This is a genomic window from Actinotignum schaalii FB123-CNA-2 (assembly GCF_000411135.1).
In the GTDB taxonomy this organism is placed as follows: domain Bacteria; phylum Actinomycetota; class Actinomycetes; order Actinomycetales; family Actinomycetaceae; genus Actinotignum; species Actinotignum schaalii_A.
The window spans coordinates 216,724-236,914 of record NZ_KE150262.1; the positions used below are offsets into that span (position 1 = coordinate 216,724).

A 20,191-nucleotide genomic window follows, 5' to 3' on the forward strand; every position below is an offset into this window, starting at 1 on the left:
CGCCCGCCTATACTGGATGAATTGCATACCGAATGGAGGAGGAGCGGTGCCGGAAGGTCACGCTATTCATCGTCACGGACGTATTCTCACGGCGCTTTTTGGCGGGGACGCCGTGGCCGCCAGTTCCCCGCAGGGGCGTTTCGCTGAAGGTGCGGCCCTGCTGGACGGATTGCGTGCCGGGCAGGCTCATGCCTGGGGCAAGCACCTTTTCTGGCCTTTTCTTCCCGCTTCTGAACAGGCCGCCGCGGCGGGTGGTATTCCTGCCGTTGAGCTTGGCGACCCGCAGGCCACCTGGCTCCATATTCATTTGGGCCTTTACGGAAAATGGGCTTTTGCGGGGCCGGGGGTGGCCGGTTTGCACGGTGCCGGGATTCGGGTGAGCCCCACCGAAGATTCGGGCATGCGTAAAACCATCGACGGCGGGCAAGATGGCACCACGCGCCTGGTAGAGGTGCCGACGGGTGGTCGCGATGGTCTACCGGAAGACAATATTCAAGTCCTGGGAGAATTGGCGACGACGCCGACAACTCGCTTGCGCCTCGCCGGGCCGGAGGCGGTTGCCCAGCTCACCGGCCCTGCCCGCTGTGAGATTCTCAGCGGGGAGGAAGTCCTGGGGGTGATTGCGCGGCTCGGCCCCGATCCTATTCGCAATGAGGAGGGCGACCGGCAGCGGTTCGTGGCCGGGGCGCGCCGCCGGAAAATCCCGGCCGGCCAGGTGGTGATGGACCAGGCTGTTGTGGCGGGCCCGGGCAATATTTATCGGGCTGATTGTTTGTGGCGCACCGGGATTTCCCCGCTGCGGCCGGCCAATAAAGTTTCCGAATCCCGGTATCGCGAGCTGTGGGATGACCTGGTGCTGTGCATGGGCCGCGATGTGGATTCCGGGATTATTGTGACGATCCCGCCCGAATTCCAGCCCGACCCGATTCCCGAAGGGGATCCGGAGCTCTCACGTTTCGCGGTGTATCACCGCACCGGCCGCCCGTGCGTGCGCTGCGGCGCAATTATCCGGGAGGAACTCATGGCGGGGCGGCGCCTCTTCTGGTGCCCGGGCTGCCAACGTTAGCCCGCGGGTTTTTCGGTGCAGGCGGGGTCCACGCAATCTGTACGGTATCTACTGCCGAGCCGATTACGAGCTGGGCTCGGCCCGGAATATCACGGCGGGAACTCACACCGCGATAACGAAAATCTCCGGAAAGCAGGAAGACCGCCGGGGAGGTGGCCAGGAGCCGCCGCCACAGCGGGAGATGGCTGAGGTGCGCCGGTTCCGCGGTGACCAGGATAAGGTGCCACCCGAGTTCCGCAGCATCCACGAATACCTCGGCGAGGGGTGCGAGCGGAAAACTTTGCGGATCGAGGAGTTCCGCATCATCCACCATGACAATAATCGGCGCGGGTGACGGGGATAGCGGCGGGGCGGGCTCGGTGCGGCCGGTTGTATCTGGAGTATGGGCACGGTCCGCCGTGCTGTGCGCTTGGGTGCGACGAGCGGCGAGCACCTGGGCGAGGGCTTCCATATCCGCCCGGGCCTGCGCGGCACTGCGGTAACTTCCCGCGATGAGTTCAGGCGGGAGGCACGTGCGCAAGTGGCCATGCGGGTCGATAAGGAAAAGCCGCGGGAGCGGGGATACGTGCGCGAATTGCCGGGCGAGGAGGCGCAGCACCGCGGTTTTTCCCGAACCTGCCTCACCAATAATAAGAGCGTGCCCGGTAGCGGCAAGATCGAGGAGGGCCGGCCCGCGATGCCGGGCGCTCAATCCCAGCTGCAGCGACTGTAGCGAAGGCTTGTGGCGAGAACCTCCCGCGAGTAATTCCTGGTAGGTGAAGTTGGCGGGTAGTTCCCACAATTGGGGTGCGGGCGGCCCGGACCAAGCCGCGCGGATCTCGGCGAGGAGATCGCCCCTGCCGAGGCCGGGTGAGTCCGGGGGCGGCTGGGTGGTGGCGAGCAAAAAATGTTCCCCGGCGGGAGTTATCCCCCGGCCCGGGCAACCCACCGGCACGGTGGCGGCCCGCCGGTGCGGGGCATGGGAGTCATAGGGATCAGCCAGGCGCAGCTCCAGCCGGGTAGTGAAGAAATCGCGCAGGTGCGCGGGGATCTCGGTGGGGCGAGCTGCCGTGGTAATAACGTGGATTCGGCTGGCCGGGCCGCGCTCGATGAGTTCGGTTAAGGCCTCGTCCACCTCAGGGCGTGCCCGTAGCGCCGACCAACCGCGCAGGAAAATAAATATTTCTCCGAAATGATCGGAGCTGGCTGACTCCCCGCTGCGCGCGGCTTCGCGAGCGCGAAGTACGTTCCTCAGCTCGACCAATCCGGCGCGCATTCGCTCCGGCTCGGAATGATCTACCCGGAAACATATATGCGGCACATTAATAAGCGCGGTAAGTTCCGCCCCCGAAGCATCGCACAGGGCGTAGTGCGCTTCGGCCGGGGTAAATCCCAGCGCGATGGCCCCGGCAATGGTCCGCAGCGCTTCATCACATCCTGCTCCCGGTGCACCGAGCACCAAAAGATGAGAATCCGCGAGATCAATATGGAGCGCTTCGCGGCGTTGGAGCAGCGGAAGATCGCGTTCGCCGAGCGTGAGCCGGAGCGGGGCGGCGCGCTGGCTCGGCGCATATATCCCAAACCGGGCTGAGGTACGCACCGCGATGAGCTCGGTGAGGTGACGCGGGCGAGTCAGCGGCTCCAACCAAATCGGGTGGGCCCGCGGCCCGATCCCCCGCAGGGGTTCGAGTGCCGCGGCGAGTGCGGATGGTCCGTTCTGAACAGCGCCCAGCCCGGGAACGGCATTAATGGGAGGAGTGGCTGGCGGCCCGGAGCTGCGTCGTCGTACCGCGGGAACCTGAGCCGGGCGGGCCGCGAGCGGCGCAGAAACATAAAACCCGGTGAAGCGATGCGGCGCGCCGCCGCAGGCAAGGAAACCGCAACCGGGCTGGGGCGGGAGGTGTGCGGCATCCGGGGTGCCGATCACCGCGCGGGATTCGTACTCGGAAAAAGTGCGCAGCGCGATCCGGTAGGACAGGTGCGAATCCAGGCCGCGCAACCGGCCTTCGTCCAGGCGCTGGGTGGCGAGCAGCAGGTGGATGCCGAGCGAGCGGCCCAGGCGCCCAATAGCCACGATGGTGTCGATGAGATCGGGGTGGTCGCTGAGGAGCTCGGCGAATTCGTCAATAATAATAAGGAGTGGCGCAAGACGCGGGCCGCTGTGGGCACCGCGAGCACGCGCCGCCTCGTATTCTCCCAGGTGGGAGTGCTCGCCATGCTCAGCAAGCAGGTGTTGGCGGCGATTCATTTCCCCGCGCAGAGTTTCCTCCATGCGCTCGCTCAGGGAGCTATCGCGTTCCAGGTTGGTGACCAGGGCCGCGGTGTGGGGCAGCTCGGCAAAAGGATGGAAACTCGCCCCGCCCTTGTAATCGATGAGGACCAGATTGAGCTGTTCGGGTGAATGGGTGAGGCAAAGCCCGAGGAGGAGCGTACGCAACAACTCCGACTTCCCGGAGCCGGTTGCGCCCACGAGCAGACCGTGCGGGCCCATCCCACCGGCCGCGGCCTCGTTGAGATCGAGCCACACCGGGGCGCCCGGCGGATCGAGCCCGAGCGGCACGCGCAGCGGGGAGTCCGTGCGGTGAGTTGGCGAAGGCGGCGTGAGGGATGGCAATCCGAGCAGCTTCGCAAAACCCTGCGCGCTAGTGGAATCCCGCATTGCCGTGCCACGAGCCCGATAGAGCGCCCGGGCACAGTAGGCAGCTCCGTCCAGGTCGAGCAGATCGGGAATGCCCCGGTGCACCCCGGTGCTATCGGCGAGGCTGAGATGTGCTGGCTGGGCGCCGGCCGGATAATCCACAAGCACAACGAGACTGCCGGGTTCGGGGAGCGTGCCCGGCTCGCGCTGCACCGGCCAATCGCGTGCGAGCGCGCGGGGTTGATCAGGCAGGCCAGCTTCTTCCGGATGCGATTTTTCGCGCTCTGATTTTTCCCGGAAATGCAAAGTGAAGTGGGAAGAGGAACCTGGGCAATCAGGCTCCCCGAAATGACCCTTAATAATAAGGTATATGACCTTTCCAAGCCCCGGCTCCGAGACGGCGTACGGGGGCAGCCAACTGAGCCAAGCCGCCTCGGCCGCGGGCACATGATCGCCCGGGGTAATAGCGAGATCACCAGGCGTAATGCTCGCCGCGAGCTGGCAGAGGAGGGCCCGCGCCCAGGCCCAGGCCGCATCCCCCTCCACCGTCACGGTGGAATACGCGGGCAGGTCGAGGAGGGCAGGGCCGGGGATCTGGCGCTGCACCTCCGTGGCACAGCGGTCCCGCGCCCGGCGGGCGGCGGCGTCGCGCTCCCCGGGTGGATCCTCCGCAAGCTTGACGGTATACGGCGGCGCGAGCAGCGCCTGCCCCACCCGGATCGGTCCCGGTGGCGCTGGCTTGCTGCGGCCCAGGCGCAGCGGGAGCACGAGCGGGGCCGGATAGCGTTGCGTTTCCTCGCGAACGCAAGCCTCCAGTATGCGCTCGGCTTCGGCTTCGCACCTGGCCAGGGCGGCAAGGTAGTCCCGCCGCGCGCCTTCGCGTTCCCCGGCGTTACGCCGCAGCCCCAGGCCCACGTTGAGCAGCGCGAGCGCGAGCATGAGAACCCCGAGCGTTCCCATGAGGAGAAGCAGGTGGGGAGAGCGCCGGGTAGTGGACGTGAGAATCACGAGCATCACCACGGATAGCAGCGCGGGGAGGAACATGACGGCATTCATTTTCTGCCCGCTGCCGTGATAACACGCGGGTGGCGCGGGAATACACAGGGCCTCCATGGATTCCTCCTTTCGCGAGCGCGCTCTCCTTCCGGCACACCCTAGCGGGGCTATGGATTCTTGGCGAGGTGCTATCCACAGCTTCGGTACGACGACGCATTTCTCTCGCAACGGGCCAGCTGGGCTTGTGGATAACTCTCTGGCCTGTGGATGAGCTCTGGTCAGGTTGTGGCCTTCTTGATACCGTGCCCTCACCCCGCGCACCTGCGGCCGTGCGAGCAGGCTTCCGGGTGCCGAGGGCGAGGGTGCGAGGTGGCGAGAACGCAGGCGAATAGCCGGGGTCAGTAACAGCGCAGAAAGGAGGGCAGATGGCCGGAGAGCTCGAAGGAATACGCGGCGCGCGACCGGTGGATATTGCGATTCCGGTCTGCGTGCATTGCGCGGGCCGGCGCGGCGAATTCGAGCTGGCCAGTTCGCTCTCATTAACCGCGCTCATTCCCGAGGTGCTGCGCCTCCTCGCCCCGGATTTCGCGGCTCCCAGCTGGACGGTTCGTACCGCCACCGGGAGACGCCTGGATCCGAGCCTGCCGGCGGCCGACCAGCTCTCCCCCGGAATCTGCCTTTTTATTGACGGACCCGCGCCGCCCACGCCCCCGCGCAGCGACCCGATTCTCAGCTGTATCAGCCATTCCACCCTGACCGAGCGCGGCGAACTTGCTCCGGCTACGATCCGTATCTGCGCTACCGGAACAGCTGCGGTAGCAGGACTGGGCCTGGCCGGATGTAGCGCCCTGGCTCCGCTTCCCCACGCGCTCGCACTTCCCGTCCTAGCCAGCCTTGCGCTCGTTTTTCTCGGTCTTGCCCGCATGAATTGGACGCATGCTCGCAGGCGGGAAGGCCCGAGCGCGAGCGCACGGGCACAGCTGGTGGTGGTAGCACCGCTTGCGGCCAGTGGCTGGGCGGGAGCCGCCTGCGGGTGGCGGGCTGCCCCGCTGGTATTACCAGAGGCGGAAACTGGCGTGGGACTACGCGGGATAGCAGCTGGAATTGTTCTTCTCCTCATCGCGCTGCTCGCCCGGGTGGTAGTCCCCGTGCCGGGTAGCCGCAGTATGCTGCTGCCCTGGGCACTTGCTTTGCTGGCTTGGGGTGGCAGCGCCCTGCTCGACGCCCGGCTTGCCGAACCGGCCGCCCTCGTGATCGTGGTGGCCCTGGTCTGCACGGCCCGCCTGATTGCGCCGCTTGTCTTGCGGTTGAGCGCGCCCCCGCCGGAAATACCCGCCACCGGTATAGCGGAATCACCCGCGGAGCACAGTACGGAAAACTGGGCCCGCATCCTCGCCCTGCGCGCCCTGGGCTGCGAAGCCGGCGCCGTCTTCGTGATCGCCGCGCTGCTACCGCTGGCCTACCGCCCGGATATTCTCAGCGCGGCCACCTGTTGCACGGCAGTAACTGTGCTCGGGCTGCGTGCCCTAAGTATGCGCGCCGACGCCGCGTTTGTACTTCGGCTTGTCTTCTTCCTTCTTCTTTTTATGGAGCTCTGCGTGTTGGCCATGCGGAATCCGGCAACGTACGCAGCACCGGGTCTTCTTGCGTGCCTGGTAGCTCCAGCGCTGGTGAGTATTCCCGCTCTTTTCCTCGGGTATGGGAGCCACCGGGAAGCCTCGGAGACCCTGGAGTCTACCGAGGATCGGGGCCGCGGCGAGCGTTCCGAGGCTCAGCTTCTTCTCACCCGGCGAGTGGAGATCGCTGAGCAGGCTCTCACCGCGCTGCTCGGAGTCGGGATAGTTATTGCGGTCAGCCCATGGTAAACGCGCGCACTATTGTGAGCTCCCGCCGTTTCCGGCGCCGCGGCATCGAGGGCGCGTTATGGTGGGGGCTGCCGGCTCATGAGGAAGCTCCCCGCCCCGGATTAGCTGGGCTAGCCGGAGCTCTTGGGCTTGCCCTGGTAACCGCGGCTGGTACCGGTGCAGCGCGGGTGCTCTCCCCGCAGCTTCCTGACGGTTGGGAAGATGGCGCGATTGTGATCGCCACGGATAGCGGGGCACGCTATCTCAGTTCCGGTGGAATTCTCCATCCCCTCACCACCCTGGCTGCCGCTTACCTTTTGTACCCCGAAGGGCTGGAAACCCATGCGCTCCCAGCTTCCCGGCTCGCAGATGTACCGCGCGGGGTGCCCGTGGGAATCCCGGGCGCCCCCGATTCTTTACCGAGCGCAGCCGAGCTGCGTGACCCGTGGCTGGTGGCTTGCCCCGCAACTGTTACAGCTTCACGGGAGGACGACAAAGAAAATATGCAGGGCACGGCCACGCCGTTATCCCTGGCGGCCTCAGCTCCGCTCCCGGAATATCGGGGCGCGGTGCTGGTACGAACACCGGGAATTTTGTGGCTCATTGCTACTGGCCAGCGCTACCGGGTGGACATTCCAGAAGCGGCTTTCCGTAGCGAATTTCCGGGCTTACCTGTGTTTGAGGCGCCGCCTGCGTGGGTGGAACTCTGGGCGGAAGGGCCGCCTCTCACGCCGCTCCAGGTTCCCACCGTTGGTGAGCCGGCCGGGTATCTTCCCGGTATCGGGGAGGCGCGGGTCGGTGACCTGGTTGCTTTTGCTGACAGTGCCGGCACCCGCACCTGGTTCCAGATCAGTTCGGGCGGCGTGCTCGAACCGCTCTCCCCCACCGCTTTCCACCTGTATCGACTCTCCGAGCAAAGTGCCCGAGCGCGAGTGTATGCCCTCGATCCGGCAGCTCGTGCCCATCTGAACTTCCGCGAAACCGGCCCCGGAGCCGGCTGGCCCGGAGATCTCACCGCGCTCACCGACCCGGCTGCCGGCGCGGCTACCGAAACCGCGGATCCCGGCTCCGCTCGGGTATGCGCGGCTTTCCACGCGGGACACTCGTTCTTGGCGCACGTACCTGAATCCCCGCTATCGCACGCTGGTGCTGCACTCGTGGCCAGCACGGATGCGGGGAGTGCCACCCTGCTACAGGGAAGCACCCCGGTAGCCATCACCGATCTTGACCGGCTGCGCCGAGCCGCGAACTGGGAAAACATCACTCCGCTTGAGCTCCCGCCCGCCTGGCGCATCCTCCTTCCCAATCCGGCCACTCTTCTCTCCGTGGATGCGCTCTGCACCGATCCACAGGGCACTACCCGAACCGATATTGCTGCCTGCACCCGACATCGCCCATGACCCGCCGCATTCTCATCGTTTCGCGCATGCACAAGCCCGGGCCGGGGAGAAGATTCTTCCTCCCCGGCCCGGGCTGTGAGTGACATACGTTGGGAATAGTTGGTAGCTGGTTACCCCGCCTTTAGCGGGTGGCGCTGGAGCGGGAATTGGCCCGGTAGCGCAAAGTCAAGCCGCCGGCGAGCGCGGTGAGCCCGGCCAGGAGCCAGCCCGCGAGCGCCGCACCGGTGCGTTGCAGCTCCGGAGGTGCAGGTGGCGTAGCCGGCGGAGTGGTGGGCGGGGTGGCCGGTGGCGTAGCGGGCGGCGTCGTCGGAGGTACCGGCGGTTCTTCGAAACGAACCGTTTGTTCACTATCGAGCGGATCGGTGTGCTCGGAAATGAGCCGGTCGCCCAGGTACACCCATTCGAAAAGAACCACCTCGCGGCCAGCTAAGCCGCTCGCATCAAAGCCGAGCTTAATGCGGGCGCATTCGCTAGGCGAACCGGGAATGAAATCGCTGACTGTGCGTACCGGGGCACCGTCCTTCCCGAGCACCGGCGTGCCATCGAGGAACATGGCAGCCGTTTCAATCCGGTAGGCCTCCCCGGGGATAAGCGCTCCGCTGAGTTCACATACCTCATCGACAATCACCGCATCCGCGGTGGCGCTCAGAGTCTGATCGCCGCCGGCATGATCAGCAGCACTCGCAGCGCCATCCCGGGCACGGGTGGCCAAGCGTGTGAAGGTCACCGTCTGGTTGGTATCGTTCAGGTCAGCATGGATCGCAATATCCCGGCCGTCCTGGCGCAGAGTTTCCGTGGCCACCACCTTGGTGCCGGCCAGAGTTGCGGCGTCGACCTCAAAAACCACCTCCACGCTACCGTTGGGGTGCTCGGGCACGAAACGGCTGGTGCCGGTGAGCGCGCTCCCGCTGGCATCGCGCAGCGGCTGACCGCTGGTCGGATCCAGGAGTGCCCCGTGGACCTCGTATTCCTTTCCGGGAATCAGGTGCTGGTAGGACACGGTATCCACCAGGGTGACGGTACCGGTATTGGGCGCGATATGGGTGTCTTCATGGTGCATGGTGGTGTGAAGGGACGGTTCGCGGGTCACCGTGAACTGCTCGGTCACATCGGTCACGCTGGTGGCCAGCGGAGCCGCCCGATCATCCCCCGCGAAATCGGAAACCACCACGTAAGTACCCGGCAGGTTCTCCCCGGCCGCATCCTGCTCCATGATCCAGGACGGATCGCCCACACTCGGGTAGAAACCGTTGCGGGCGGGAAGTACCACCGGTTGCCCAATCTGGCGGGCGGCCGCGCGGTTCTCATCGGTTACGGCCTGGCCTTCCGGGAAGAAGAGCAGGGTGTGGGTTAACGTCTGAGTATCAGCCCTAAATCCGGCTCCGCCGGTGAAATCGGGGTGGTTCGCGGGTAGGCAGCTCACCCAGACGTCATCAACCAGGTAAGTTCCGGACTTCGTTTGGCGAATCGAGAGAGCCGAATCAATCTTCCCGGGATAGCGCACCGATGTTGTTTCATCGGCCAGCCCGAAAGTATCCGACCAGCCACTCTCAATCCAGGGTGCGAACTCGGCTGGTTGGTCCTCCTCGAGGACTTCCCACACCCAGGTGTACATTCCAGGCTTGCTCACTGGTTCGCTCAATTCTGCGCGGATCGGGCCCGGGCCTTCGGCCACCACTGTCACGGAGCCTATTTTTTCTGAGCTGGCCGGGACCACACCCGGCTCGGGAATGGCCGTGGGAGACACATACCACGCGGTGGCCCGGTACGTAACCGGAATAAAGGGACCGTCTTCAAAAGAACCATTGGTTCCCGGGCGGCGGCTCCACTCCCCATCTCGGAAATTCTCATCCGCGCGGGCCACGAAAGTATCGCTGAGGACCGTGCCGGTATCTACCACTTTCGCATCGGCCACGTGGGATATCCCGAGAGGCCGGAAGGGGAATTCTTCCCGGGAGGTTTCTTCCGGAAGGGCGTAACTATCAGCCCAGTCCGCGTGAATATAGCGGGAGTTCTCCCCCTGCTCGTTTTTACGCACCTCCCACACCCAGGTGACGAAACCGCGTTTGGGTGTGGAAAGTTCCGCGGTGAGCGTCTCCCCCGGGCCCTTAGCTTGGACCGTGACCGCTCCCAGAACCTCGGCTCCTTCAGGGACGGTATCGCTGCGTTGCGGGGAGGTGCGCCCTGCCCAATAGGCGGTGGCCCGGTAGGTGACGGGCACATTTATCCCCTTCACCTGGGTCCATTTTCCGTCCCCGTAATCCTCCTTGACGGCGGTGGTGAGAGTATCGCGAATAACGCCATCGGTATTAATAGGGCGGGTGCTTACCTTCGAGGTTCCCAGCGGCTGGAAATCATAAATAACTTCCCAGGTGCGCCCCGGGACATTGCGGGTGAGGGGATCGCTGACCGGGCGGTGGCCGTAGGTGATGGTGTCTTGAACGGTGCCATCGGCCCCGAAAATAGTCAGGGTGGTGCGAACCGGGGTATCGAAAACAGCCGTATAGCTCACCTGGCCATTCCCGGTGGCCGACCACGCCAGCTCCAGCGGCTTGCTATCGGTCACCCCGCTCCAGGTTGCGCTACCGCTCGCGTCAAAAACTGCCGGGCCGCTGAGGGTAATAGCCACGGGGATCCCGGGCAGCCACGCCTCGGAATTATCCGGGTGCACGCCAATACCGCGGATAACACCGCTGCGCTCCCCTTCGCCTTCCACGATTCCGCTCACGTAGCCGACGGCGGCGCTGGCGCGCGCTTCCCGCACGTAGCTTTGGGCCCGTTCCTCAATATCGGGACGCTGGGTACGCACCGCCTGCACCAGCTCGTTCACGGTCTCTTGAGCGCGCCCCGGACGCCCCGGGTATTCCTTTTCGAAATTAACGTGGATGAGGTAGCTCAGCGCAGCTAGGTTGAGGTCGTCCGTGGTATTTCCTTCATAGCGGTTGAGCAGCCAGGCCATTTGCGGGGTGCTCAGCTGCAACTCTCCCGGGCCGAGCGCTCGGGATTCGGTAAGGGTCGTAATATCGATCATCTCCCCGGGACCGGGATCGGCATATTTCGCTTGGATACACCAAATGGGATAACCCTCCACCGCCACCCCGTTAATTGATTGTGTTTCCGCGTAATGCGGCCCGAGGCGGAGGTGGCCAACAATATTCACCCCTTTAATTTCGATGCCGCGGCCAACAGAATGATCCCAATCGGCACGCGCTCCGGCGCCGCCGAAAAGACCGGCGCCCGCCAAAGCGAACACCATGAGAAAAGCAAGACATACCCGAATCACATATGGGGTGGGTTTCGGGCCCGTGGTTATTGCCATGGTGGATACGAGTCCTTTCACAATATTATTTTTATGCATGCTGAAGAGAGTCATGCGAATCTGCATACACGGCGAATGTGCATGCGTAACGAACGTGGAGCATGCGGAAAACGCGGGCAGAAAATTACCACCGGCGCACAGCCGCTAGCCGTAGCTAACCGCAACTAACCGCCGCCCCCCTATCCGAAGAGGCGCGCCACCGCCCGGTCAGCTGCGCGATAGTTCTGCGAGGCGCATTCCACCTGCTGGCCGATACGCGCGTAAATATCATTCAGGGAACGGGCCGCGGCATGCCACCGCATTTGTGCGGCTTCGTAAGCTGCCTGAGATTGCCCGTCCCAATCCGCCATCGCGGCGCGGATACGGGCATCTAGCTGCGCGAGTACCGCCTCGATGCGGGAAGCGTGGGCAGCCATATCAGCTGCCCCCGCGGAAAGTTCCCCAAAATGTGCACGAAGTTCGCTCATGACAATCCTTTCCATAAGTGCGTGGGAACACCGGCGCGGGCGCTGTTACGCCGCCGGCAGATCCCCAACTAGTGCGGCCATACGGGAAAAATCCGCGCGGGTGGCCGTGTCTGTTTCGGTAACGGTGGCATCCGCGCGGCCTAGGCGCACTGCGTAATCAGCCAGGAGCGCGAGCAACTTTTCACTTGCCGCGCGGTATTCTTCCAGCGCGGCGGCGAAGGCCACCGGAGCAGCACCGCGCCAACCGGCATGCCAGCCAGCGATGCGATCCATGGTGGAATGGAGGTGGGCGCGCAGATCCTCCTGGGCCTGGGTGACGAGCGCGCGAACGGTGAGAATGGAATCATTACTGACCCGCAATTGTGCGGTGGATACAGCCATACATCCCCCTGAAATACGTAGGTGGTGGCGCGCGGGTGGTGAGAGTTCCGCGCTTCGGACGCCGGCCGGTGAGGACCGGTGTTCCCATAGTGGCTGATAAAAGTGGTGCTTGTCGAGAGAGAAAAAATGTTATCCACAGGCATCTGCCCGGCCGGCGTGTCCCCCACAGGCAGGCCGGCCGTGACTAGCCTTGCGCGCCCGTGCCCGGCGGCGCCGTCGTACCCAATGCTGACCGTGTTTCAGAGCGACGCCGCCGCGCCGCTCCCGCGGCGCGCTAGCCGGCGTTACAGGAAATAGGCCACGAGAGCGACCATCGAAATAACGAAAGCGATGCCGATGATGGTGGCACGCTGCCAGAAGAGGCGACGGCGCGGGTAGTAGCTCTGCCCCGGCTGGTAGCCGCCGAAATCATAGCCGCCGCTCAGCTCTTCTTCGGATTCGATGGTGGGATCTTCCCCGGTGGCGCTGCCGCGCTGCTGGTCATCATGCCGGCGGCCGAATTGGCGTTTCCTCACGGTTTCCTCCGTCTCCGGGTGGCTGGCTCCCGGTAGGAATATGGTAGTGCATCCATATGAACATGAGGGCTACTATCCTGGACGTATGTCGTCGAAGAAAAATAAGCCGGCCGGGACCCCGGCCCTCCTCGCCCTCACGAAAGCCGGCGTGGAGTTCACGATTCTTGAGTACGAACAAAGTTTGCATCACGAGCACGGATTCGCCCTCGATTCCGCCGCTGAGCTGGGGATGGATCCCCGTGTTATTTTCAAAACCCTGCTGGCGCAGGTGGATGGGAAGCCGGTATGCGCGGTGGTTCCGGCTGCCGCCATGCTCAATCTCAAGTCCTTGGCAAAAGCGGCGGGCGGGAAAAAGGCCGCGATGATGGATCCGCATGATGCCGAGAAACTCACCGGCTATGTGACCGGGGGTATTTCGCCGCTGGGGCAAAAACACCGCAGCCCTATTTTTATTGATGCCTCCGCGCGCGAGCTGCCGGCGATGGTGGTTTCGGGTGGGAAACGTGGGCTCTCGGTGCGCCTGGCGCCGGCGGATTTAGCGGCCGCGGCCCGCGCGGAATTCGCGCCGGTGGCCGATTTTAGCCGGCACATCTAGCCCGCTAGTCTAGCTGGCCCGGCTATCCGGCCCGGCTTCGAGCGCCGCCACATCTACATACCAGGGCCCGCGGCGGCGCAACGCGCGGGCATCTAGCTGCTGGGCGAAATCCGCGGCCGTGCGCACTTCCAACCCTAGCGAGCGCCCAATAAGGGCCAGCACATCGGCCGGGCTCCAGCCGTACTCCGCGAGCGCCCGCATCGTCACGGCACCATCGCGTTTGGCCAGCCGCGCGCCTTCCCGGTTGAGAACCATGGGCACATGCCAGTATTCCGGGGTGGGCGCCCCGAGCAAGCGCTGCAAATACACCTGTCGGGGTGTGGATGGCGCCAAATCGGCCCCCCGCGTCACCTGGGTAATATGCTCGAGCGCATCATCGACCACAGAGGCAAAATTGTAAGCGTAGCGACCATCGCCACGCCGAATCACAAAATCATCGACGACGCCGCTCACCTCCCCGCACACCTCATCGTGAATGGTTAGTTCTTTCACCTCGGTGCGCAGCCGCAGAGCCGGCTGGCGGCCCACCGCCGCGAGTTTGGCGCGGCCGGCCCGCCGGCCGGCCGCGCTCAGATCCCGGCAGGTCCCCGGGTATACCCCGGGCGCCCCGTGGGGCGCCCGGGCGGCGTCGGCCAAATCACGCCGAGTGCAATAGCACTCGTAGAGCAGTCCGCGTTCCCGCAGGGACGCGAAGGCGGCGTCGTACCCACCGATGCGCTGGGATTGGATCTGGACCGGGCCGTCCCAGGTGAGGCCGAGGGCCCGCAGGTCCGCGAGCTGGCGCTCTTGGAACTGCGGGCGGGACCGTTCGTCCATATCCTCCACGCGCATGAGGAAGCCGCGCCCGGACCGCCGGGCCAAAGCCCAGGCGAGGAGCGCGGTGCGGAGATTCCCGAGGTGCAGGTCTCCGCTCGGTGAGGGTGCGTAGCGGCCGTACTCCACGGTTTAGGCCAGCGAACCCATCGGATCCCAGGCGGGCAGCACTTCGGGTTCGGTTTCCAGAGCCGCCAGCAGCTCCGCGGAGAGGCGATCCTTGGTGACCGCGACTTCGAAAACGTGCTGGTCGAACCAGGAATCGTTCATGGTCCAGAAGCCCTTATCGGCGTGCTCATCACCCCAGGAGTTTTCGATACGCCAGCGGCGCGGGCTGCCGTCTTCACGCAGATCAACGCCGGTGAACACCATGGCGTGCGTCATCATTGCTTCGCCGTAGTAGAGCTCATCGGCCTTGGACATGGCCAGGTCAATCCCGTAGGTACCTTCGTAATCGTAAAGCTGGCCGTCCCAAATACCGCGTTCGCGATCCGATTGCTTGCCGGTATCGCACCCCATCCACACGGGCTGGCCGTCCTTGAGGGTGGCGATGGTGGCTTCCCGAATCACCTCGATGGGCACATTGAGGTAGGTGACCGGCTTAGCGCCCACCACATTGCCGAGGCGATCCACCGTGTAGAGCTTGCCGTACTCATTACGCGGATCATTGACGATGCACACGTACTGATCCAGATCCGGTAGGTACTTCTGCGCGAATTCCACCGGGGTCATCTTCCCTTCACGGTGGAAGTTTCCGTCCTCATCTTCGTACTGCCATACAAAGCTTTCCGGCGGGGTGCCCAAGTGGATAGCCAGCACCCGGTAGACCTGCTCCATGAACTTTTCGCGCACGGCTTCACGCTGGCCGGCTTCCGCCTCGCGAATATCGTGGGCGGCGCGGCGCAGCAGCATTTCCAGGGTGCGGTTCATGAGCTGAGTATTGGAGGAAGATTCCGTTTCCGGCATCGCGAACTTCGGGCAGGCCCCGTACTTTTCCACCAGTGCCACGAACATATTCCACTGCCCGCCGTCCCCGATGGGATCGGAAAGCAGGTAGTGCACGGTGCGGTCATCAACCGGGCGGTCCGCCAGCTCAATCATGGAGGTGAGGAAATAATTTGCCTTCTCCAGCTTGTCGTAGAAATGCTGGAAGGACTGGGAGAACTCGAAGTTCTTCAGGCCGGTGGCGCGATTGACGAGCATCTTCAGCGAGCTGAGCCCGGAGAAAAGCCAGCAGCGCCCGGATTTCTTCTGGTTATTCACCTTCCAGGTGTCCACCTTCACCGACATGGACGGATCAATCGCGTTAATAACATCGCGATCCTGGGCGACCTTCGTAATCGAGGTCTGGGTGACGGCGTTCTGGACGATGCGGGCGGTGCGATCCGCCGCGAAATCCGCCGCAAACTTCTTCACCATATCGGTCTCAAGTGCCTGGGCCATTCATAACTCCTTCATTGTCGTAACTGTGCCAAGGTCCCTCACTATGCTACCTTGCAGGCGCAGGCCCGCCACGGGCATGTGTCCCGAAAGGTTATGTATGCGTTTTTCGATTGGTCGTTCCGGCGCTTCTCATCGTTCCGGTGCAGCTGCTCCTTCGCCGCACCGGCGCATGTGGAACGTGATCGCCGCGCTGCTGGTGGTCCTCGCGGTGGCGCTGATCCAGTTGTGGCGTGCTGATTCGGATTCCGTGCCGCAGTCGGGCGGGACCGGCAGCGCGAGCAGCGGCGAACTCACCGCTTCCGAGGCGCTTTCTGCCCTGAACGAGCTCCCCGGGGGCCGCCCTGATTCCGGGCGTGGTTATTCGCGCGCCGAGTTCGGCCTGGGAGATGGCTGGCCCGATACCGATGGGGACGGATGCACGGTGCGTAACGAGGTGCTGCGCCGCGATCTCGCGGGAGTCACCTTCTGGGTGGGGAAGTCCACGCCGCCAGGCTGCGTCGTCGCCACCGGAACTCTTCACGACCCGTATAGCGGAACGGAGATTTCCTTTGACCGCGCCCGCGCGCCCGAAGCGGTGACTATTGATCACGTTGTCGCGCTTTACGATGCGTGGCGGGCCGGGGCGCAGGACTGGGACGCGGATACGCGCGCGCAATTCGCCACCGACCCGCTCAATTTGCTCGCGGTTTCCGGGACGGCGAATAAGGAGAAGGGGCACGCCACCGCCGCGCAGTGGTTGCCGGATAACCCGGCTTTTGTGTGCGAATACGCCACGCGGCAGGTGGCGGTCAAGCGTGCCTACGGGCTTCGGGTCGACGACGACGAACGTCACGCCCTGCACGAGGTGCTATCCGATTGCGTCCGGTAAGCCGAGGGTGCGGGTGGGTCTGTGTTCCGAGACCAGCACCCCGCTACCGTACCCCAATTAGGCGCTCTGCAAGGGTTGAATATTTTCTAGCTCATCCCCTAGCGCGTCTAACTCCTTCTCCAGGTCATAGTGGGTTTGCAGATTGATCCAAAACTGAGCACTGGTTCCAAAGAAACGCCCCAACCGCAACGCGGTATCCGCGGTGATCCGACGCTTTCCATGCACAATTTCATTGATTCGACGCGGAGGAACCTCAATGGCAATCGCAAGTTTGTGCTGCGTAATATCCAACGGTGCCAGGAATTCCTCTTCAAGGATTTCTCCCGGATGAATCGGGGGAATCTTGCTAGTCATGATACCTCCCTAGTGATAATCAACTATTTCAACTTCGCTTGGACCTTGTGGCGTCCAAAGAAAACAGATATGCCATTGATGGTTAATTCTGATGCTGTACTGCCCAGCACGATTACCCTTAAGAGCCTCCAAACGGTTACCTGGCGGTACCCGCAGCTCATCAAGTTCCGTTGCCGCGTCGAGCAGCATCAGTTTCATGAGCGCCTTACGTGCTATTCGAGAGTCGAGTCCTTTAACACGCTCTCGCCAATAGAGACGCTCTGTGTCCCGATCTGCGAACGAAGCAATCACGAGATAAGGATATAACGCCACACGTTATTAACGCAAGGCGTTATATCCTGAGAATTTCTCCCATACAACGCGGGTGGGTGCTGGAACTCGAGGTCCCGGCATCCACCCGTGTTGGTAGAAATATGGAGGTTAGCGGCGCACCGTTGGGGTGTCGGTGCCGTTGCTATCCCAGTCCCCAATGAAGAGCTCATCGCTTACCCGCCCGTACGGGAGGGCGTAATCAGCGTTTCCACTCACCAGGGAGTTATTGACGTGGATGGTATTGCCGCGGCGGATCGAGAGGGTGTCCCGGCCATCGCCGTCGAAATCTCCCGCGAGCGTAGCATCGCTGGCCCGGCCGTAGGAGAAGACGGTATCTGCTGCGCCGCTGGCCAGGGAATTCTTCACGTAGAAGACATTCCCACGCCGCACCGCAAACGTATCAACACCATCACCATCCCAATCACCGACCAGGACCTCATTACCAACCCGACCATAGGAAAACACGCGATCCGCTGCGCCGCTGGCCAGCGAGTTCTTCACGTAGAAGACATTCCCACGCCGCACCGCAAACGTATCAACACCATCACCATCCCAATCACCGACCAGGACCTCATCGCCGGCCCGGCCGTAGCTGAAGACGAGATCGGCCACGGTGGCTTGCCAGGTATTGGATAGGTAGAACATATTGCCGGTTGTCGGCGCCGGCGCGGGCGTCGTGGGTTCCGGCTGTGTCGGTTCCGGTGCAGGCGCCGTCGGTTCAGGCGCGGGCGTCGTGGGTTCCGGCTGCGTCGGTTCAGGCGCGGTCGGTTCCGGCTGCGTGGGAGTCGGCGCAGGCTGCGTCGGTTCAGGCGCGGTTGGTTCAGGCGCCGTCGGCTCCGGCTGCGTGGGAGTCGGCTCTGGCGCAGGAGCCGGGTCTTCCTTCTCGGGAATCACCTTGAGCCCAACCTTGAAGGGGTCGTGGTCCGAGGAGCGGAAAGCGCTCTCATCCCACAGGTTCTTGACGTTGTAGTTGTAGCGGGAGTACTCCAGGGCCACCGACTCGGGGGAATTGATATTCCACACCTGCCCGCCGGTGGCGAGCTTTGCGGCGGCGGGATTGACCAGCACGTGATCGAGCGAGCCCACCAGCCCGGAGAATTGGTAGGTGTAGGAATCAGGCTGGAAATGCCCGTGCAGATTGGTGTAGCCGGCCTTCTCAAAGACCCTGATCGGGTCCTCCTTCGAATAGGAGTTAAGATCCCCCACCACAAACACCGGCTTATCGGCGAACTCCGCCGCGATCCAATCGCGCAGCGTCTCCGCCTGCTTGGTGCGCAAGAGGTTGTTATTGCCCTGGTACACATCCTCGTCATTAGCGATCCTCTTGGATAGCGAACCCTTGGACTTGAAGTGGTTGGTAATCACCACGAACTCCGGGCCCACGCCTTCACCATCCACAACCGCCTGGAAGCTTTGCGCCAACGGCTGGCGCGCGGTCCCGGTATACCACTCGCTATTGAGAATCTGCGAGGGGCCCACCGCCCGGACCTTATCTTTCTGGTAGATAAAGGCAAGGCGAATATAGTCCTCGTTCTCCCCGACCTTCGCCGGAGACGGAACATAAGCCCAGCGCTCCGCCTGCGCGTCCGCATTGAGGGCCGCCACCAGGGCCCGCACCGCAGTATCGCGGTCCCCACCGGATACCCGGGCTGTATTCTCAATTTCCTGCAGCCCCAGCACGCTGGCATCCAGCTCGTTAATAGCCCGCACAATCTTGGTTTGCTGGCGCGCGAAAGACTCGGGGCTATAGGCCCCGCGCACCTTGCACCGATTCGCCGCGATGGGATTACCTTCGCGGTCGGTATAAGCCCGGCAGCCCTTCTCATTTTCGCCGAGGCTGCTGAAGTAGTTGAGCACATTGAAGGAGGCGAGGGAAATATCCCCGCCCAGATTCCCGGGGGCTGCCGCGCGGGTATTCTCAAAAGTGACCACCTCGGTGGAGCGATCCGTGCCATCTTCCAGCGTCACCGGGAACCGCGGTTGCAGCTTCCAGGAATTATTGCGGAAATCCATAATGAGCCCGCCGTGGAGAGTAGCGGCAGCCCCCACGCGCACCGGCGCCGCCTGAGCAGCGGCCCCGGCAGCATTATCCGCGAAAAGGTAGGGCACCGGTACATTCGTTTGGGCATTGCGCCCGAAGTAGGCCCGTGAGCGCCCGTCATCCAACACCAGTACATTCGCCGCGTTATAGGCATCCAGAGCCCGTACCTGCTCGGGATTCTCGCTCGGGTTGAAGCGCTCGCTGGGTTGCCACAGCGGCTGGGTGCCGCAGGCCAGGCCCACCTCCCCGTACTGGTTGGTGGCATAGTTATTCGTCACCGTGAGCGGCCCGGTCACGCGCACGAGCATGCCCTCCACCGCTTCGCGCTGCGCCGCCGTGGCATTGCAGGCAATCTCAACCGGCTCAATTGCCGCCGGCTTTTCCTCCAGTGCCGTAATAGCAGCAGCATTAATTTCGGTCAGCCCGTGAAATTCGGTGACCGTGCCGCGCACTTCCACATACGCGCCGGCCGCCAGCTGTGCGGCCGCTGCCCCGTAAACGAAAATACCTCGGCCGCATTATTATTCGTATCCGTGCCGTTAGGAATGCGGGAGGAGGAGTTCGCGGCCATCTGGGAATTGGAGCCCACCCGCGCCGCCTCACCTTCCGCCACGCTCGCGTTCCCGTATCCGACCAGGTCGATAGCGGTAGCGGGATCGGCCAGCGCCGCGTCAATACGGGACGACGGCGCCAGCACCACAATCCCACCCTTGGCCCCAAGGTTCATCGGGGACGTGACCCCCTCCGGGAGCTGGACACCGTTCGAACCATTCGATCCGGCGCTCACCACCAGATAGGCACCTGCCTCCAGGCTGCCGCTCAGGGCCACCTTGGAAGAAACGCTCTTCCCGTGGCTCGCTGAATAGCCCAGCGTCAGATCGCTTAAGTCAATGGCCGCAGAGCTCGGGTTATACAGCTCAACGTATTTATGAGTGTAGGTGGCCCCGGAGGACCCACCCCGGGTATAAATTTCGTTAATAATAATTCCGGAACCGTCCGGCGCAGCGAACGCCGGGAGGAGGCAGACGCCGGGAACCATCAAAGCCGTGGACGATAGTACCGCAACGCCCCCGAGGGCACGTTTTTTCACGTTGCGACCTTTCTGTGTGGTCCGCGCGTGGCGGCGCGGAGGGTGCTTCATGCCTCCTCCACGCTAGCCG

16 protein-coding genes are annotated in these 20,191 nt (G+C 63.5%); 5 read left to right on the forward strand and 11 right to left on the reverse strand.

Annotation, left to right across the window (positions count from 1 at the left end; genetic code table 11):
• Positions 1-46 precede the first annotated feature (46 nt).
• On the forward strand, positions 47-1,066 hold the full coding sequence (locus HMPREF9237_RS00910) for an Fpg/Nei family DNA glycosylase (RefSeq protein ID WP_016441833.1): 1,020 nt from the start codon (positions 47-49) through the stop codon (positions 1,064-1,066).
• Here the strand turns inward: HMPREF9237_RS00910 and HMPREF9237_RS08725 are convergent.
• Complete coding sequence (locus HMPREF9237_RS08725; protein ID WP_016441834.1) at positions 1,020-4,796, reverse strand: FtsK/SpoIIIE domain-containing protein; 3,777 nt, start codon at positions 4,794-4,796, stop codon at positions 1,020-1,022. The genes HMPREF9237_RS00910 and HMPREF9237_RS08725 overlap by 47 nt on opposite strands.
• A 308-nt stretch (positions 4,797-5,104) precedes the next feature.
• Here HMPREF9237_RS08725 and HMPREF9237_RS00920 point away from each other — a divergent pair, with 308 nt between their 5' ends.
• Both HMPREF9237_RS00920 and HMPREF9237_RS00925 read left to right on the forward strand, forming a co-directional pair.
• Positions 5,105-6,544 (forward strand): hypothetical protein, encoded by a 1,440-nt coding sequence (locus HMPREF9237_RS00920; RefSeq protein ID WP_016441835.1) that lies wholly within the window; start codon positions 5,105-5,107, stop codon positions 6,542-6,544.
• Positions 6,538-7,923 carry a type VII secretion protein EccB gene (locus HMPREF9237_RS00925; protein WP_016441836.1) on the forward strand — a complete coding sequence of 462 codons (1,386 nt, stop codon included), beginning with the start codon at positions 6,538-6,540 and terminating at the stop codon, positions 7,921-7,923. The genes HMPREF9237_RS00920 and HMPREF9237_RS00925 overlap by 7 nt, the downstream gene beginning before the upstream one ends.
• Before the next feature lie 121 nt (positions 7,924-8,044).
• Here HMPREF9237_RS00925 and HMPREF9237_RS08730 read toward each other — a convergent pair whose 3' ends face one another.
• The 4 genes from HMPREF9237_RS08730 to HMPREF9237_RS00945 form a co-directional block, all read right to left on the reverse strand.
• Positions 8,045-11,263: a VaFE repeat-containing surface-anchored protein gene (locus HMPREF9237_RS08730; RefSeq protein WP_196800216.1), complete on the reverse strand. Its 3,219-nt coding sequence runs from the start codon at positions 11,261-11,263 to the stop codon at positions 8,045-8,047.
• Between the two features lie 158 nt (positions 11,264-11,421).
• Positions 11,422-11,709, reverse strand: coding sequence for a WXG100 family type VII secretion target (locus tag HMPREF9237_RS00935; RefSeq protein WP_016441838.1), 288 nt, complete (start codon positions 11,707-11,709; stop codon positions 11,422-11,424).
• A 45-nt stretch (positions 11,710-11,754) separates the two neighbouring features.
• Positions 11,755-12,090 (reverse strand): WXG100 family type VII secretion target, encoded by a 336-nt coding sequence (locus HMPREF9237_RS00940; protein ID WP_016441839.1) that lies wholly within the window; start codon positions 12,088-12,090, stop codon positions 11,755-11,757.
• A 284-nt stretch (positions 12,091-12,374) separates the two neighbouring features.
• On the reverse strand, positions 12,375-12,605 hold the full coding sequence (locus tag HMPREF9237_RS00945; protein ID WP_016441840.1) for a hypothetical protein: 231 nt from the start codon (positions 12,603-12,605) through the stop codon (positions 12,375-12,377).
• 85 nt (positions 12,606-12,690) lie between these two features.
• Here HMPREF9237_RS00945 and ybaK point away from each other — a divergent pair, with 85 nt between their 5' ends.
• The gene (ybaK, locus tag HMPREF9237_RS00950) at positions 12,691-13,200 is read left to right on the forward strand and encodes a Cys-tRNA(Pro) deacylase (protein ID WP_039898146.1); all 510 of its coding nucleotides are present in this window, start codon (positions 12,691-12,693) and stop codon (positions 13,198-13,200) included.
• 9 nt (positions 13,201-13,209) lie between these two features.
• Here the strand turns inward: ybaK and gluQRS are convergent, their stop codons facing one another.
• Both gluQRS and HMPREF9237_RS00960 read right to left on the reverse strand, forming a co-directional pair.
• Positions 13,210-14,142 carry a tRNA glutamyl-Q(34) synthetase GluQRS gene (gene gluQRS / locus HMPREF9237_RS00955; protein ID WP_016441842.1) on the reverse strand — a complete coding sequence of 311 codons (933 nt, stop codon included), beginning with the start codon at positions 14,140-14,142 and terminating at the stop codon, positions 13,210-13,212.
• Positions 14,143-14,145: 3 nt separating this feature from the next.
• Complete coding sequence (locus HMPREF9237_RS00960; RefSeq protein ID WP_016441843.1) at positions 14,146-15,456, reverse strand: aminopeptidase C; 1,311 nt, start codon at positions 15,454-15,456, stop codon at positions 14,146-14,148.
• Positions 15,457-15,553: 97 nt separating this feature from the next.
• Between HMPREF9237_RS00960 and HMPREF9237_RS00965 the strand changes: the two genes are divergently transcribed.
• The gene (locus HMPREF9237_RS00965) at positions 15,554-16,324 is read left to right on the forward strand and encodes an HNH endonuclease family protein (protein WP_051106952.1); all 771 of its coding nucleotides are present in this window, start codon (positions 15,554-15,556) and stop codon (positions 16,322-16,324) included.
• A 57-nt stretch (positions 16,325-16,381) separates the two neighbouring features.
• Here the strand turns inward: HMPREF9237_RS00965 and HMPREF9237_RS00970 are convergent, their stop codons facing one another.
• From HMPREF9237_RS00970 to HMPREF9237_RS08735, 4 genes are all read right to left on the reverse strand, one after another.
• Positions 16,382-16,678: a HigA family addiction module antitoxin gene (locus HMPREF9237_RS00970; RefSeq protein ID WP_016441845.1), complete on the reverse strand. Its 297-nt coding sequence runs from the start codon at positions 16,676-16,678 to the stop codon at positions 16,382-16,384.
• Positions 16,679-16,687: 9 nt separating this feature from the next.
• Positions 16,688-16,969, reverse strand: a complete 282-nt coding sequence (locus HMPREF9237_RS09135; RefSeq protein WP_081637302.1) for a type II toxin-antitoxin system RelE/ParE family toxin — start codon at positions 16,967-16,969, stop codon at positions 16,688-16,690.
• Positions 16,970-17,098: 129 nt separating this feature from the next.
• Complete coding sequence (locus tag HMPREF9237_RS00980; RefSeq protein WP_051106953.1) at positions 17,099-19,483, reverse strand: ExeM/NucH family extracellular endonuclease; 2,385 nt, start codon at positions 19,481-19,483, stop codon at positions 17,099-17,101.
• Positions 19,450-20,121: a lamin tail domain-containing protein gene (locus tag HMPREF9237_RS08735; protein ID WP_196800217.1), complete on the reverse strand. Its 672-nt coding sequence runs from the start codon at positions 20,119-20,121 to the stop codon at positions 19,450-19,452. Before HMPREF9237_RS08735 ends, HMPREF9237_RS00980 begins: the two co-directional genes overlap by 34 nt.
• Positions 20,122-20,191 lie beyond the last annotated feature (70 nt).